Raw genomic sequence first — 16,052 nt, 5'->3', positions numbered from 1 at the left:
ATTTATTTCAAATGGCGAAAAAAGTCTAGTTCCTTGCTTTAATCATCACGCTGGCAGTTTCTAGAGCAATTTCACATAGCATTGCTATAACTATACCTGCATTCAGTCGCGTTATGTGGCTGCTAATTCCCGTAATTTAGTTAAAACTGCCAGAGCATGACCTTTGGTTTTCACATTCGGCCAAGCATAGACAATAATTTTATCAGGTGAAATTAAGAAAGTTGAGCGAACAACACCCATATATTCTTTGCCCATAAATTTTTTTAAGCGCCAAGCGCCGTAGGCTTCGATCAAAATATGTTCTGAGTCACTCAAGAGGGTGATTGACAAGTTATGTTTGCTGATAAATTTACAATGGGACTTACCCAAATCGGGACTCACGCCTAAGATTTTCGCTCCTAGTGCGCTGAAGTCTTGATACAACTCGGTGAAATCTTTGGCTTCGGTGGTACAACCGGGTGTGTCATCTTTGGGGTAGAAGTAGAGGACAACCCACTGACTGCTGAGGTCATCAAGAGTGACTGCATTGCCATTTTGGTCAGGTGTGGAGAAATCTGGCGCTGGTTGTCCGATTTGGGGAATGTTGCTCATGATGGAAGTGTGAGAGATTGCGATCGCTTTAGAATTGTACATATATTGAGCTATTGAGCGATCACATCTCATTGAGCGGGGTCTAAAATTAATTAGCGGCTTCTCAATTTACATAAAAAGCTCTATTACTCTAGTCTCAAACTAATATATTCGCCACATCTTGATCATATTGTCCCCACCACCACTGATAAGAATTTGTCCATCAAGGCTAAACACAAGTGCATGTACACCACCTGAATGTCCATTACGAGTGCAAATATCTTCTTTGGTATTAAGATCCCAAAGTTTAATTTTTCCGTCATCACCGCCACTCACTAAATTCTTACCGTTAGGACTGAATGCTACACTCAAAACTAGTCCTGTATGTCCTAGTAGAGCACAAATTTTCTCCCCAGTGTTGAGGTTCCATAGGTTTATTGTTTTGTCATCGCTACCACTAACTAGTATTTGAGAATCTGGACTAATGGCAATACAATTAACGCACTCTGAATGCCCAGTTAGAATGCGTTTTGGCCATATCTGTATTGTTTTGTCTGCACTACCACTAACCACAGTACGACCATCAGGACTGATTGCTACACAAGTCACATGTTCTGAATATGTAGCTAAAGTATTAATTTCTTTTCCATTATGCAAATTCCAAACTTTTACTGTTTTATCATGGCTGCCACTAACCAACATTTGTCCGTCTGGACTAATTGCTAAAGAAGTGATAAATTCTGAATGCCCAATTATTGTGCGAATTTCTTCACCCGTTGTCATGCTAAATAACTTAATTTCTGGGTCGTCGCTATCACTAACTAGAGTTTGCCCGTCTGGGCTAATTGCTAGAGCAAATACTTGTGTTGAATCCGGTGTAATTGTTTTAATTTCCTCAGCATTATACAGGTTCCATATTTTAATTGTATTGTCATCACTTCCACTAACCAAAGTCTGCCCATCTGGACTAATTGCTAAAGTCCGAACAACATCAGAGTGTCCAGAGTACCAACTACCAAGAGTGCGTTCTAAATACAATATTTGCCCATTGAGTGTTGGTAATGGTTTTCCTGACTCTGATTTCGTTAATTTTGCTGGATATAAAGTCTTATTAATTTCTGCCAATCTTTCCAATATTACCTGGGTATTCGCTGGGCGATCCTTTACCGAGCGCATCATCAGATGATCAATAAAATCTGCTAACAAAGGAGATATCTGATTAGCCTCAACACGCCAGTTTAGATCAGCAGTATATGGATCGCCATAAGGATCATCCATTAGTTCAAGAGGATACTTTCCTGTCAGCAAATGCACAAAAGTACGACCCAAGGCAAAGAAATCCGATTGCGGAACAGCATGACCATTGATTTGCTCTAATGGAGCATAGCCATCAGAAACAAATTTTGTGATTTGGCCTGCTGCTTGTTTTTTCTCGTAGGTTCCTGTAATTTCCCGCGCAATACCAAAATCTATTAATACCAATTGTCCATCGGCAGTTAGCATAATGTTTGAAGGCTTTATATCCCGATGGAAAAACTGCTGCTGATGTACTTCATGCAAAATATTCACCAACTGTATTAACCAAAGGACTGCTTGCTTTTCGCTGATGGGACGATTACCACGTTTTTCTAACCATTCGTATAAATTTTCTCCATCAATTTTATCCATTACTAAACAGTGGACTGGCTCTTGGCTATTTTGAGGAAAAAACTGAAAATATTCCTCAGCATTAGGAATTCCTGGATGATTTAGTCGCTTTAAAACTTCAGCTTCTTGCTGAAAAAGTGATACCGCTTTAGCTTGATTTAGTATAAGAACCTTCAAAATTTTTAGCTTCCCACTGTCGCTTACCTCAAATGTTCTAGCAAAGCCACCTTTGCCTATAGGTCGTGTTATTCGATAACATCCTTCTAGTAGTAATTCAGAACCACAGCTTTGACAGCGCAGTAGATTATCAGGGTTGTCAGTATTTTGGCAGTTAGGATTGATGCACAGGCTCATCGTCTTGAAAAGTGACAGATTTATCTGATATTTTAGCTTTACTTACTGATAACCTGAAGAAAATCAGTATCAAAGCGATGCTTGCGGCAAGCTATGCCTACGCACCCATTTATATTTGCTTATAAAAAAGTTCTCTCATAAGGTTGAGAGCGATCGCTTATATTCATCCGCGATAATAATGACTTAACCTCCAAGTATTTTTGTTTATCTATTCTTACCCTTCAAAGTCCCCATGTCTAAAGATATGCAACGCGAATTTACCAACCGCGATGAGTTGGTAGCCTATCTCCGCGAACAATTCCCAGGTGCAGCAGAACGCGATGACCACATCAGCGAAACTGTGGGAGGACGCAAAGCTGCACAAGAAGCGCTGCAAAAAATTGATCCAGTAAGCTACGCCCAAACACGTAATTTTTTCGCAGGTGCAGTCACGCGACTTTCGCCTTACATCCGCTATGGCGTTTTGAGTTTGCGAGAAATTCGAGATTATGTCCTTGAACGGGTACAGCACCAAAATGATGCTACAAAACTAATTAACGAGTTAGGCTGGCGCGACTACTGGCAAAGGTTATATGTCAAATTAGGAGATGGAATCTGGAAAGACCAGGAAGAGTACAAAACTGGTTACACTGTGGCTGAATATGCACCCGAATTGCCGCAAGATATCAGACAAGGAACCACAGGTAGGGTTTGCATCGACAGTTTTAGCCGTGATTTGAGAGAAACTGGCTATCTACATAACCACGCCCGAATGTGGCTAGCAGCTTACATTGTCCATTGGCTGCGTATTCGTTGGCAAGCGGGAGCTAAATGGTTTCTCGAACACCTTTTAGATGGAGATCCTGCTAGTAATAATATGTCATGGCAATGGGTTGCCAGCACCTTTAGCCAGAAACCGTATTTTTTCAATCGTGAGAACTTAGAACGCTATACCAAAGGCATTTATTGCCAAAAATGTCCGCTTTACGGTCATTGTGATTTTGAAGGCAGTTATGAAGAATTAGAACAGCGACTTTTTCCTAAAGGGGAATTTAGCAAACAAGCCAATAGCCAAAGTTGGCAGCGTGGAAAGAAGAAGCAGGGAAGCAGGGAGAGTAGGAGGGGACAAGGAAGAGAATAATGACAAATGACAAATGACAAATGACTAATGACAAATGACTAATGACTAAACCAATTGTTTGGATACATGGAGATTGCCTCAGCCCATACAACCCTGTACTACAAAAATATCCCGATGCCCCAGCTATTTGGGTTTGGGACGAGGCTTTGATAGAGGAATGGCAACTGAGTCTCAAACGCATCGCTTTCATCTACGAATGTTTGCTGGAGTTACCCGTTGTTATCCGTCGTGGTGATGTGGCAAAAGAAATTTTAGCTTTTGCTCAAGAACATGATGCTAATTTAGTTGTCACAGCCAACAGTCCCAGCCCCCGGTTTAATGATATCTGCAATCAAATGGAGGGTTCTATAGCAGTAGAAGTGCTAGAAGTAGAACCATTTTTTGACTATGATGGCTATATTGACCTCAAGCGGTTCTCGCGCTATTGGAAAGTGGCTCAAAATTATGTTTTTCGTTCAAATTTGTCCCTCTCTGACTCAGAAAGAGACGGTTTTGTGTAGTAAAACCAGGGAGAAGTCTTTTTATTAAACTAATTAGGCAGTTACTACATGAGCCATCGAATTCACGCTTTTGGGCGTGGATAGGTTGATTCAAAATATGAAGCATTAAAGTTTCTGGCTACGTTCTCGTGCTAAATTACTAAAGCTTGGAGTTGGGAAACTCCGGTGAAATTCCGGGACTGTGCCGCAGCTGTGATGGGATCGCCCAAGTCAGAATGCCAACTCTCAAGATGTCAGAAAAGACACACTCACCGTCTACTCCCTGCGTTGCACGGGGAAGGAGTTACAAGTTTGCTTTCAGGATTTGCCACTTGTCCTGGCTTGTTTTATGCTACACCCGCCGCCGATGGTATATTATCTCGCATTAGGATACCAGGTGGAATTATTAGTAGTCAGCAGTGCCGTGCGATCGCAGATATAGCAGAACAGCACGGTGGCGGCTATGTAGATGTGACTAATCGAGCTAATCTACAAGTCCGCGAAATCCGCACGGGGATAAATGCTGAGGTTCTGAAACACCTACAGGATATGGGACTGGGTTCTCGTAATTCGGTTGTAGACCACATCCGTAATATTATGACCAGCCCAACTGCTGGTATCGACCCGCTAGAATTAATCGACACTCGCCCTTTTGTCCAAGATTGGGATAATTATATTGCTGCACATCCGGGGCTTTCGGGGCTGTCGGCAAAATTTAGCGTTTGTTTTGATGGTGGTGGGATAATTCGGGTGTGCGATCGCTTGAATGATATCCTATTTGCTGCTGTCTTAGTTGACAGTAATGTTTACTTCCGCCTCCATCTCAGTGTCGGCGCAAAAGGACAACCGCCCAGCGATATGGGAATTTTGTTACCACCAGAGAAATGTTTGCCCGTCTTGGCAGCTTTGGCGGATGTCTATCTAGCTCATAGTAATACTACAAGTAAGCGTCGGCTACGTCTCTTAGAGTTATTGAATACTTTGGGTTGTGAAAATTATCTCCCGGAAGTTCAGCAGCGTCTACCTTTCTCTCTTTTATGCAGTGACCTAACCCCCCAACCCCCTTCCCTAATAGGGAAGGGGGAGAAATTCTCCCCTCTCCTTGCAGGAGAGGGGTTGGGGGAGAGGTCAGATGCGAAATATCGGCATATAGGCATCCATCCCCAACGTCAGAAAGGCTTATTTTACATTGGTGTCGTCTTACCCCTTGGGCGATTGGAGAGTAGCCAGATGCGGGGTTTAGCAGATTTAGCAGGAAAATATGGCAGTGGAACTCTCAGGCTAACTCCTTGGCAAAATCTGCTGCTAACTGATATTCCCCAGCAATGGGTTGCTGATGTCCAAAGTGAAATTGCTTTCTTAGGATTAAATTCCTCAACAACTAACATCAAGAGTGCATTAGTTGCCTGTTCTGGAAAAAAGGGTTGCGCCTCTTCTGCCACAGATACCAAAGATCATGCGTTGGCATTGGCAGAGTATCTTGAAACTCGCCTTACTCTGGATTGCCCTGTTAATATCCACTTTAGCGGCTGCGAAAAATCCTGCGCCCAGCATAGCAAGAGTGATATTACTCTGCTTGGTGTCAGCATTGAGGCTGACAATGGAACTGTCGAAGGCTATCACGTTTATGTTGGTGACAGCAAGGAGAAATTCGGACGCGAACTATATCAAAATCTAACTTTTGCCGAACTACCTGCATTAATAGAGCGGATGCTATATGTATATAAAATTCAACGTCTAAATTCTAATGAGTCCTTTGGGGAATTTGCTAATCGATATGCGATCGCCCAATTACACCAGTTATTTAATATTATTCCTAAATCATTTGTAAATAACAAGATTTCCAACTTTTTAGAGAAGTCGGCAATCTGAACCTTTCGATTTTTATTTGTTAATCCAAAATCCAAAATCTAAAATCCCAAATCGAATGCCCGACTACATCCGAGATGCCAACGAAATTTACCGCAATTCTTTTGCAATCATCCGGTCAGAAGCGAATCTAGATGTGCTGCCACCAGATGTAGCAAAAGTTGCTGTGCGTCTCATTCATGCCTGTGGAATGACGGATATTGTCACTGACTTGGGATATTCATTAACAGCAGTACAATCCGCAAGGGCAGCACTAGCAGCAGGAGCGCCAATTCTGTGCGATTGCCGGATGGTTGCCGATGGCGTTACCAGGCGACGTTTGTCTGCAAATAATCAAGTTATCTGTACCCTCAACGAGCCGGAAGTGCCAGAACTTGCCCAGCGTCTGGGTACTACAAGGTCGGCGGCAGCTTTAGAATTATGGCGATCGCACCTCGAAGGAGCAGTTATTGCAATTGGCAATGCGCCCACAGCACTATTCCGGCTATTAGAAATGCTCGATGAAGGAGCGCCCAAGCCTGCTATTATCTTGGGCTTTCCAGTGGGGTTTGTCGGTGCAGCCGAATCGAAAGCGGCATTAGCAGCAGACAGCAGGAATGTACCATTTTTAACCTTACATGGTCGGCGCGGTGGGAGTGCGATCGCAGCCGCAGCAGTAAACGCCCTGGCAACGGAGGAAGAATGAATATGAAAACCAAAGGTCGGCTGTATGGAATTGGTGTCGGCCCAGGCGATCCCGAACTATTGACTTTGAAAGCATTGCGGTTATTGCGTGCCGCTCCTGTGGTAGCCTATCAATCAGCCACAGATAAAGAAAGTATTGCTAGAGCGATCGTGGCGCAGTATCTTCCTGGCAATCAAATCGAGGTACTATTTCACCTCCCCCGCGCTTTGGAGCCGGAAAAGGCCAAGTCTATTTATGACAAGGAAATTGAACCAATCGCCGACCATTTAGCAGCGGGTCGAGATGTTGTAGTGCTATGCGAGGGCGATCCATTTTTCTATGGCTCATTCATGTACCTCTTCACGCGGTTATGTGACCAGTACGAAACAGAAGTTGTCCCCGGAGTTTCTTCGCTGATGGCTTGTCCGGTAGCCTTGGGTGTACCTTTCACTTACTACACCGATATTCTCACAGTCTTACCCGCGCCATTGCCAGCAGAAGAACTGACTACACATCTACTGATGACCGATGCTGCCGCAATTATGAAGCTAGGTCGTCACTTTACCAAAGTACGAGATATTCTGCATAAATTAGGGCTAGCATCACGGGCAAGATATATTGAGCGGGCATCAACATCACAGCAACGCATCATACCCCTGGATGAAGTCGATCCAGATGAAGTACCCTATTTCTCGATGATTGTGATTCCAACTAAAAATCGACTATAGACCTACTTTTCTTTTTGGTAAAGGTATTGTTTAACCTATGATTTAGACTTTACCATAAAGAAATACTTCAAAAAAAGTTGATGGCTTCTAATAGCACCTTCACTCCTGATACGATCGCTGCTGGCTTTCATGCCCTGTCTGACCCCCTACGGATTCAGGTATTAGAACTGCTGCGCTCTCAAGAACTATGCGTCTGTGACCTGTGTGACCACCTGGGAACCACTCAATCTAAACTGTCTTTTCACCTCAAAACCTTGAAAGAAGCGGGTTTAGTTCGCGCTCGTCAAGAAGGGCGCTGGATTTACTACAGCCTCAATCTACCGCAGTTTGCTGTCTTAGAGCAGTATTTAGCAGAATTCCGCCGCTTTAGCCCCATATTACCTATTCGTCCCCCCTGCGATCCTTAAATACTCATCAATTTTTTTTTGTAATATTTTGTTTAATTTTAGTTTTATAGGCATTGACAAATCAATTTTTTTTGAAATGATGGAGATATACTCTTGATATAACTCACGAATTTTAGATTTTCAATTTTGGATGTTGGATTGAATAATCTGAAATTCCTGCTCAAAGCTCCTGCATTCATGTACGGGGTTAATTGTAATGAACAAAAAAACTTCAAAACGCCTCTCTTTTATTGACCGTTTCCTAACCTTGTGGATTTTTTTAGCAATGGCTATCGGTGTTGGTCTAGGCTATTTCTTTCCTGGCGTAGAAGCCTTTATCAACCAGTTCCAAATAGGAACAACCAATATTCCAATTGCGATTGGGTTAATTTTGATGATGTATCCGCCCCTAGCCAAGGTGCGGTATGAAGAATTAGGGGATGTATTTCGGAACGGAAAAATTCTTGGTGTGTCACTAATTCAGAATTGGATAATTGGGCCAATTCTGATGTTTGCGCTGGCGGCTACTTTTTTGCACGGTTATCCAGAATACATGACGGGATTGATTCTGATTGGATTAGCTCGTTGTATTGCAATGGTAGTTGTGTGGAGTGACTTGGCACGAGGCAATACAGAATATACGGCTGGATTGGTTGCCTTCAATAGTATCTTTCAAGTCATTTTTTATAGTCCTTATGCATGGTTCTTCATCACTGTATTACCGCCACTATTCGGGTTACAAGGCAGTGTTGTTAATGTCAGCATTGCTGAGATTGCTGAAAGTGTGTTTATCTATCTTGGTATTCCTTTTTTAGCTGGATTTTTCACTCGTTACTTCTTAGTAAAAGTGAAAAGTAAGCAGTGGTATCACGAGGAATTTGTACCTAAAATCAGCCCCATCACACTGATTGCTCTGTTATTTACAATCGTCGTTATGTTCAGCTTGAAAGGGAATTTGATTGTTCAGATCCCCTTAGATGTGGTGAAGATTGCAATTCCGCTGATTGTCTACTTCGCGATCATGTTTCTGGTCAGCTTTTACATGGCTTGGCGCGTTAAAACAGACTATTCTAGAGCCGCAAGTGTAGCGTTTACATCGGCAGGAAATAATTTTGAACTTGCGATCGCAGTTGCGATCGCTGTATTTGGCATTAATTCGGGTGTTGCTTTTGCTGCCGTCGTCGGGCCTCTCGTGGAAGTGCCTGTATTGATTGGTCTTGTTAATGTTGCTTTTTGGTTTGAAAAACGTTATTTTTCGCCATCTGAATCGAGAACCTTTTAAATTTAGTCAAATTATTCGGAGGAGTTGAACGATGAAACGTGTGATGTTTGTCTGCAAAAAGAATTCTGCTCGTTCTCAAATGGCGGAAGGCTTTGCTAAAACCTTTGGGAAGGGAAAAATTGAAGTGATTAGCTCTGGGTTAGAAGCAAGTCAGGTCAGACCAGAAGCGATCGCCACCATGAAAGAAATTGGTATCGACATTACCGCTCAACACTCCAAACCCCTCAGTGATTTTCAAGCGCAAGACTTTGATGTAGTGATTTCTTTGTGTGGCTGTGGCGTGAATTTGCCGCCAGAGTGGGTTATGCGAGAAGTATTTGAAGACTGGCAATTAGACGATCCAGCAGAGCAACTAGAAATTTTTCCTAGAGTCCGCGATGAGATTAAAGAACGGGTGACTCAACTAATTGAGTATACAGAAAATCCAACACGCAAATCCTGATGTTAAATTGCGAGATTTGGAGGAAAATAAGCAATTACCATGACGACATTTGATCGTTCCCCCAGAATTTTGTTTTTGTATGGTTCCCTGCGCGAGCGTTCCTATAGCCGCCTCTTGGCAGAGGAAGCAGCACGCATCATTGAAGAATTTGGCGCAGAGGTAAAGTTTTTCGATCCCCGCGAACTGCCGATTTACGGCAGCGTACCTGACACCCACTCAAAGGTGCAGGAGTTGCGCCAATTAAGCCTGTGGTCAGAAGGGCAGGTTTGGTCTAGCCCAGAACTGCACGGTCAGATTTCTGGCATTATGAAAAACCAAATTGATTGGATTCCGCTCAGTATCGGGGCCGTTCGTCCGACTCAAGGGAGAACTCTGGCTGTCATGCAAGTGAGTGGCGGATCTCAGTCTTTCAACGCTGTCAACACATTAAGAATTCTTGGGCGCTGGATGCGGATGTTTACTATCCCGAATCAATCTTCAGTGGCTAAAGCATACGAGGAGTTTAATGAAGACGGCACTATGAAGGATTCGCCCTACCGCGATCGCCTTGTCGATGTCATGGAAGAACTTTACAAATTTACCTTGCTATTGCGTGACAAAGTTGATTATCTCACAGACCGCTACAGCGAACGTAAGGAAAAAGCTGCCAAAGAGACAATCAAGATAGCTTCTCAATCTCTTGAAATTAACTTTAATAAAACAAATTGACTATTGAGTATCCAAAAAAAGATAACCTCCTGGCAGATTGAACCAGGAGATTTAAAAAAATTGATTCATCTTTACAAGCGTTGTAGCAGACTCAAACCGTGGCTATCAGTACCACAGGTATTGAAAAGAAAGTATTCATCAGCCAACTTTTGCACTTGTTCTGATTCCAATACGCTGGGTTTCCAAGGGTTAGGGTTATTGTAGGCGTAGAAAGTTTCCACGCCATCGATACCGTTTTGGGCAGCAGCTGGAATTAAGTCAAAATGCGATCGCTTGTAACGAGCAGGATGAGCCAGAACTGCCAATCCTCCAGCTTCATGAATAGCAGCAATCACGTTACTTGCCTGATATTCTTGTCCTGTAGTCGGCCTTCTTTGGAGATAGGGCTTCATACTAGGGTGTTCTGGTGTAAAAGCGTAAGCCAAAATGTGAACTTCTATATTCAAAAGGTTGGCATTAATTTCCACACCACTCCACAGGTAAGGAGTGCTTGCACCAGGATTATTCCACTTCCAGTCTTCTAACCAAGCAAGTGCTGCTTGATAGCCGATAATACCATGATGATCGGTAATGGCTAATCCTTTTAGTCCAATTGCGATCGCCTGCTCCATCAAACCACTCGGCTGCAACCTTCCATCCGAGTAGACGGTGTGCATATGAAAGTTGAATAACCTCGGACAACTTTGTGCATCAATGTTCTGGAATACTTGCTTCAAAAGTTCTGTGGAAGCAGTAGTACGGGCCAAATTTACAGCCATAACCCCCTCGGAACAAAAATATATCTTTTTAACACACTAAAACGGCACATCTACAGATGAGAAAGATACAGCACTAAAAATTAGTGTTGGCTGCTACTTTCTCAGCTTTCTCAGCAAATTTTTCAATATGTTAAGACTACGTTAGCAAATCTTAACCTCAGTAGTCATGGGTGTTATGGACTACTTTATTTTTAAGTGGTAATAAATATTGCATCGTAAATCTCATCAATGCGTCTAGAGCATCTGTGGTGAAAGACTTAGATACTAAAGGCTTAGTAAAGCTATTATCTCTAGTAAGCCTAAAATGCAACTAAAATTAGTGTGTAAAAAATGTCATTTAGCTCAGTAATTACATCTTTTGTCTAACTAGTAATGACTTGTGCGATTGCATAAGTGAGTCTACAATAGCTCCAAAAAAACTAGCGATGTCTACGACGGGCTATGCCTACGCTCCTGAATCACTATACCCCTCGCGCAATTCCAAAAGAATCTCCCTTCAAGGTGACTCCCAGCGGTTCTACCACTACCTCGCGGGTAAGAGAGGCTTCAACCCTTCCGGCAATTACGGCCGTAAGCTTATGTTCTCTTGCAAGCATAACAATCCTCTCTGCATCCTGCTCCGACTCTGTATAGAATGCAAATCCTGCTCCGTAATTGAACACCGAAAGCATTGTCGCAGCCCCGCCCTCAAGATGACCCTCAACAAACGTAAATATCTCCGGCACTGGGAGCATCGTTTCAATGACGTACCGGAGCGGCTTCACCGACCGCATCAGCTTTTGCCAGCCATGTCCAGTGATGTTCTCCATCGCAGTGGGACGAATTCCCTCGCCAAGCACTGCTTGCACGAGTGGTGTATACAAATACGAAGCGGCATTCATCGCTTCCCAGAACTCCTGCCCACTTGGAAGTTTTGTTCTGTAGCCATCAGGGAGGGACTCAGCGAGCTTTCGCAGTGGGGTAAAGCCGTTTTCATGGGGCCCCGAACTTTCGACCAGTACAATGGTATTTCCGGCATCCAAACGCGAGCTATCAATGGGAGCGACACCAGCCGGCATAACCCCAAAAACCGAACCTGCAATGTCAAGGCGACCTGGAATCATCTTCGTTTTTAGTTGAGGAGTTTCTCCTGAGAGATACACACACCCAACTCGTTTGCACCCCTCAACTACTCCATCAAGAAACCCATCAAGAAAAGCGGGGGTGAAAATCGTTTCAGGAGTACTCGATGGCAGATAGAGACCGAGAAGTATAGTCTGCATACCTGAAGTTGCGGCATCGTTCGTAAGACACGAGATGATTTTGATACCAATGTTCCACCAGAATCGTCGAAGTTCTTCTTCCGAAAGGTCGTCAGGCCGGGTATCGTCTGCTGTACCCAGTCCTTCCGGGACAAGTGTCATAGAAAGTTCTCTAGCCCCAGCCTCCAGAAAGGGAGCGAGATTGAAGCTGAAAGCGTTAGCGCTTGCTCCTAAACCCGATGCTGGTACGATGCCATAGGCGCTTGCAAAGCCAAGCGTGCGTTTTGCAGCATCGATGAAGCGTCGTTTTGCAGCATCGAGAGTATCATAATCGACTTGATCGAGAGCTTGAGCCATCAGGTTGCGTTAAAAGTTAGGAGTAGAGACGCAATTAATCGCGTCTGTGCAAGAGTTAAAAGTTAGGAAAACTCATAACTCCTAACTTTAAAATACCTCATCTTCAATACCACGCCACCATTCCCCCAAATTCATCAAGTCTTGGTAAATGTCTTCTAATTCTTTGGTGTAGACATCGTTTGTAAGGGTAGCTCGACGCTCTTGCAATTTCTTAAGACGTAATTGTACCAATACCCAAGGTTTAGTAATGCTATTAGTTGCTTCGATATATTGCGCTAGTTCTTTGCTATCCATAATGTTTTATATTTTGATTTTAATGTAATTACTTTTATTCAAGCGACTGCTTATCCCGCCACTGAAGAACGGAAAAGGGAGAAATTAAAAAGAACTTCTCCCTTTTCTTAGTGGGCTTTCTGCTTAAACTTTTGTAAATTAACTGACAGTTAATTAAGCTTTGGCCAAGTTTTCAGCAGCAAAGTCCCAGTTGACCAAGTTATCTAGGAAATTCTTGATGAACGCCGGACGAGCGTTTCTATAGTCAATGTAGTAGGCGTGTTCCCAAACATCCAAGGTTAGGAGTGCTTTCTTACCATGAGCTAGAGGGTTTTCTGCATTTGGTGTTTTGATCACCTTCAGCGTACCACCATCATCGATCAGCCAAGACCAGCCACTGCCGAATTGAGTTGCGGCGGCGTTAGAAAACTCTTCTTTGAATTTGTCGAAGCTACCAAAATCTTTATCGATTTTCGCTGCGAGATCGCCACTGGGTGCGCCGCCACCTGCTGGTTTTAAGGAGTTCCAAAAGAAGGTGTGGTTCCAAACTTGGGCAGCGTTGTTGAAGATTCCCGCTTTAGAGGAGTCGTTGAAGGAAATTTTGATTACTTCTTCCAGAGACTTATCAGCAAGTTCTGTACCTTCAGTAAGCTTGTTGAGGTTGTCTACATAAGCTTTGTGATGCTTGCCATAGTGATAGTCGAAAGTTTCAGCTTTCATGCCATGTGGCTCTAGAGCATTCTTGTCGAAGGGTAGCGGGTCTTGTACAAATGCCATTGTGTCAAATCCTCTCTTTACCGGTTTCCAGTTTTAAGCTATTACAGAAGCTTAGGAAATTAACAGCTTTTATTTTTGCGGTTCTATGTCTTTAATGATGAAACATAAAACTTAACATCGTTATTTTACTACCAAAGTGAAGATAAAAACAAAGTACTTGTCTAATAAGTAAAATAAGTCAAATTACTAGTAAATAATCATTATAAATAAAAATGGCTAATATTTCTTAGTTAAAAACCAATAAGACCAATAAGTAATTAAGTAAATAGGCGTAATTAAATGTAAAATGCCAACGAGTGAAATCAGCTTCCTGAGCAGCTTTGAACTTTTGCAGCCTGTGCGGTATTTTCTCCGAGACACTACGCGTTGACGTTCGCATTAGCGTCTCTGAAAGAGAAGCCTCTCGCCGAGAAGGGGTTTATCCCAAGTGGATCGACTGCCGTCCTTCTGCCTTCAGCAAAACTGCCTTTTACTTAGCATTTAGCAATTAAAGCTTTCGCGCTTCTATCTGTAGCAGGATTAATTTTGATGTGAGGGATCAGTCGAAAGCGTGATGATTTAGTAATTAAAATAATCTAAAATTTATAATACGAGAATAAATTTTGAATGAAGATAGCCGATAGTAAAATTATTTAATATTTTGCTTTTGGGCAGTTTCTGGGTGCAGTTTTAAGGATGGTAAGTGAATCATGACTCATCTACCACCCTTTTGAACTATAAAACTAACAGCAAATAGCGGCGATCGCTACTGAGATAAACGTTGCTGGTAGTAATTAACAATTTGTGCTGTGACTTCAGAAATATTCAGACCATCGGTTTGAACTTCGATCGCATCGGCTGCTTTTTGCAAAGGTGAAACTTTGCGCGTACTATCTTTCCAGTCACGTTCGGCAATATCCCGTTCCAGCTGCTCTAAACTCACTTCGGGTTGGCCTTGTTTGTTAAAGTCTTCTTGGCGGCGACGGGCGCGTTCGCTTACAGAAGCGGTTAAAAAGATTTTCACTTCGGCATCGGGGAATACATGAGTGCCGATGTCCCGACCTTCAGCTACTAAACCACCCTTTTTACCCCAGTTTTGCTGTTGTTTAACCAGTGCTTGACGGACAGCGCTTTGTGCCGCGATCGCAGATACTTGAGATGTGACCTCAATCGTGCGAATTACCTGGGTAACATCAGTATCGTCAATCCAAACCCGGACGCTTGATTGTAAATCCTGGGTAGGAGTAAGTTCAATTTTACACTGGTTAGTTAATTCAGCGATCGCACACTCATCATCAATGGCAATCCCCTTTTGCAGTACTAACCAAGTTACAGCCCGGTACATCGCTCCTGTATCTAAATACACTAAATTTAGATTTGCTGCCACTTGACGCGCCACTGTGGATTTTCCAGCCCCGGCTGGGCCATCAATGGCGATGATGGGTTGACGATCGCGCAATATGATATTGTCAATCAAACGTGTAGACCCAAGACGAGCTGCGATCGCCAACATTCCTTCCTCCTCAACTTTTTCTAAAGACATTAACGTAGTCGGTTCAACCAATTCAATATATTCCACTAAAATCGTGTTGACTATAGCCACTTCTTGCCGTACTAGTGCTATCAACTTGTTACTATTGCGATCGCCTGCAATGAAAGCAGCTTCAGCTCGTCGCAAGCCGCGATATAATGCCGCTGCTTGCTCTTTTGCCATTGCAGTCAAATATTGATTACGAGAACTGAAGGCAAGACCGCAAGCTTCCCGCACGATTGGACAACCAACAATTTCTACTGACAAATTTAAGTCAGCTACTAAGCGTTTAATAATTGCCAGTTGCTGACCATCCTTTTGACCAAAGTAGGCACGGTCAGGCTGTACCAAGTTGAAAAGTTTGGTCACAATCGTAGCGACACCCTGAAAGTGACCTTGCCGAGAACGACCACACAAGCCTGTTATCATAGCAGATGGGGGGATAACTTGTGTAACCTTTGATTCTTGTATACTCTTCTGGGGAACTGCCATTTCTTCCGGAGTTGGCGCAAAAATTGCATCTACCCCAGCTTGTTCGCAAAGTTGTTGGTCTTGCTCCAAAGTGCGGGGGTAGCGTTGATAATCCTCATTAGGAGCAAATTGCAGGGGATTGACGAAAATACTAACAATCACTGTCGAATTTTCTTGCCGCGCCCGTTGAATCAAGCTTAAATGACCTTGATGCAAATTTCCCATCGTTGGCACCAGACCGACTGGCGTCTGATACCAGCTAGTCATCTCATCTAGTCTTAGATCCTCAGTAACCGCAATGAGCTTGTTTTCTGAGCAGCGTTTAGTTAAATAGCAGCGTAAAGCTGCGACTGTTGTCAGCAGGCGCACAAAAATACCCCTAGTTCTTATCGATCCCTCCCCCGTTAGTTTATATC

At 43.2% G+C, this 16,052-nt stretch carries 16 protein-coding genes and 1 riboswitch; of the genes, 9 read left to right on the top strand and 7 right to left on the bottom strand.

Features of this window, described 5'->3' with window-relative positions; all coding sequences use genetic code 11:
• Positions 1-111 precede the first annotated feature (111 nt).
• Both bcp and V7L01_RS23520 read right to left on the bottom strand, forming a co-directional pair.
• Complete coding sequence (gene bcp / locus V7L01_RS23525) at positions 112-591, bottom strand: thioredoxin-dependent thiol peroxidase (RefSeq protein WP_335039106.1); 480 nt, start codon at positions 589-591, stop codon at positions 112-114.
• A gap of 141 nt (positions 592-732) precedes the next feature.
• Complete coding sequence (locus tag V7L01_RS23520; RefSeq protein WP_335038937.1) at positions 733-2,571, bottom strand: serine/threonine-protein kinase; 1,839 nt, start codon at positions 2,569-2,571, stop codon at positions 733-735.
• Between the two features lie 232 nt (positions 2,572-2,803).
• Here V7L01_RS23520 and V7L01_RS23515 point away from each other — a divergent pair, with 232 nt between their 5' ends.
• From V7L01_RS23515 to arsH, 9 genes are all read left to right on the top strand, one after another.
• Positions 2,804-3,691 carry an FAD-binding domain-containing protein gene (locus tag V7L01_RS23515; RefSeq protein WP_335038935.1) on the top strand — a complete coding sequence of 296 codons (888 nt, stop codon included), beginning with the start codon at positions 2,804-2,806 and terminating at the stop codon, positions 3,689-3,691.
• Positions 3,692-3,732: 41 nt separating this feature from the next.
• The gene (locus V7L01_RS23510) at positions 3,733-4,191 is read left to right on the top strand and encodes a hypothetical protein (protein WP_335038934.1); all 459 of its coding nucleotides are present in this window, start codon (positions 3,733-3,735) and stop codon (positions 4,189-4,191) included.
• A 136-nt stretch (positions 4,192-4,327) separates the two neighbouring features.
• Positions 4,328-4,420: riboswitch (adenosylcobalamin-variant (AdoCbl-variant) riboswitch) on the top strand.
• 62 nt (positions 4,421-4,482) lie between these two features.
• Positions 4,483-6,042 carry a precorrin-3B synthase gene (gene cobG / locus V7L01_RS23505; RefSeq protein WP_335038932.1) on the top strand — a complete coding sequence of 520 codons (1,560 nt, stop codon included), beginning with the start codon at positions 4,483-4,485 and terminating at the stop codon, positions 6,040-6,042.
• A gap of 55 nt (positions 6,043-6,097) precedes the next feature.
• Positions 6,098-6,724 (top strand): precorrin-8X methylmutase, encoded by a 627-nt coding sequence (locus V7L01_RS23500; RefSeq protein ID WP_335038930.1) that lies wholly within the window; start codon positions 6,098-6,100, stop codon positions 6,722-6,724.
• A gap of 2 nt (positions 6,725-6,726) precedes the next feature.
• Positions 6,727-7,431: a precorrin-2 C(20)-methyltransferase gene (locus V7L01_RS23495; RefSeq protein ID WP_335038928.1), complete on the top strand. Its 705-nt coding sequence runs from the start codon at positions 6,727-6,729 to the stop codon at positions 7,429-7,431.
• An 80-nt stretch (positions 7,432-7,511) separates the two neighbouring features.
• Entirely contained in the window at positions 7,512-7,838 is a 327-nt protein-coding gene (locus V7L01_RS23490) for an ArsR/SmtB family transcription factor (protein WP_335038926.1), read from the top strand.
• Between the two features lie 196 nt (positions 7,839-8,034).
• Positions 8,035-9,099: an ACR3 family arsenite efflux transporter gene (gene arsB, locus V7L01_RS23485; RefSeq protein WP_335038924.1), complete on the top strand. Its 1,065-nt coding sequence runs from the start codon at positions 8,035-8,037 to the stop codon at positions 9,097-9,099.
• A 31-nt stretch (positions 9,100-9,130) separates the two neighbouring features.
• Positions 9,131-9,541 carry an arsenate reductase, glutathione/glutaredoxin type gene (arsC, locus tag V7L01_RS23480; protein WP_335038922.1) on the top strand — a complete coding sequence of 137 codons (411 nt, stop codon included), beginning with the start codon at positions 9,131-9,133 and terminating at the stop codon, positions 9,539-9,541.
• 39 nt (positions 9,542-9,580) lie between these two features.
• Positions 9,581-10,249 (top strand): arsenical resistance protein ArsH, encoded by a 669-nt coding sequence (gene arsH / locus V7L01_RS23475; RefSeq protein ID WP_335038920.1) that lies wholly within the window; start codon positions 9,581-9,583, stop codon positions 10,247-10,249.
• Positions 10,250-10,320: 71 nt separating this feature from the next.
• On the opposite strand, the gene V7L01_RS23470 is transcribed toward arsH, so the two are convergent.
• The 5 genes from V7L01_RS23470 to V7L01_RS23450 all read right to left on the bottom strand — a co-directional run bounded on the left by V7L01_RS23470 (position 10,321) and on the right by V7L01_RS23450 (position 16,005).
• Positions 10,321-11,007 carry a PHP domain-containing protein gene (locus tag V7L01_RS23470; RefSeq protein WP_335038919.1) on the bottom strand — a complete coding sequence of 229 codons (687 nt, stop codon included), beginning with the start codon at positions 11,005-11,007 and terminating at the stop codon, positions 10,321-10,323.
• Positions 11,008-11,468: 461 nt separating this feature from the next.
• Positions 11,469-12,605 (bottom strand): AIR synthase related protein, encoded by a 1,137-nt coding sequence (locus tag V7L01_RS23465; RefSeq protein WP_335038917.1) that lies wholly within the window; start codon positions 12,603-12,605, stop codon positions 11,469-11,471.
• Between the two features lie 87 nt (positions 12,606-12,692).
• Entirely contained in the window at positions 12,693-12,899 is a 207-nt protein-coding gene (locus V7L01_RS23460; protein ID WP_012412689.1) for a hypothetical protein, read from the bottom strand.
• A 153-nt stretch (positions 12,900-13,052) separates the two neighbouring features.
• On the bottom strand, positions 13,053-13,655 hold the full coding sequence (locus V7L01_RS23455; RefSeq protein ID WP_335038915.1) for a superoxide dismutase: 603 nt from the start codon (positions 13,653-13,655) through the stop codon (positions 13,053-13,055).
• 745 nt (positions 13,656-14,400) lie between these two features.
• Positions 14,401-16,005 (bottom strand): bifunctional pantoate--beta-alanine ligase/(d)CMP kinase, encoded by a 1,605-nt coding sequence (locus V7L01_RS23450; RefSeq protein WP_335038913.1) that lies wholly within the window; start codon positions 16,003-16,005, stop codon positions 14,401-14,403.
• Between the last annotated feature and the right edge of the window lie 47 nt (positions 16,006-16,052).

Source organism: Nostoc sp., assembly GCF_036917095.1.
In the GTDB taxonomy this organism is placed as follows: Bacteria; Cyanobacteriota; Cyanobacteriia; order Cyanobacteriales; family Nostocaceae; genus Nostoc.
The sequence above is the reverse complement of the archived record's forward strand: the minus strand, read 5'-3'. Positions and strand labels throughout refer to the sequence as shown.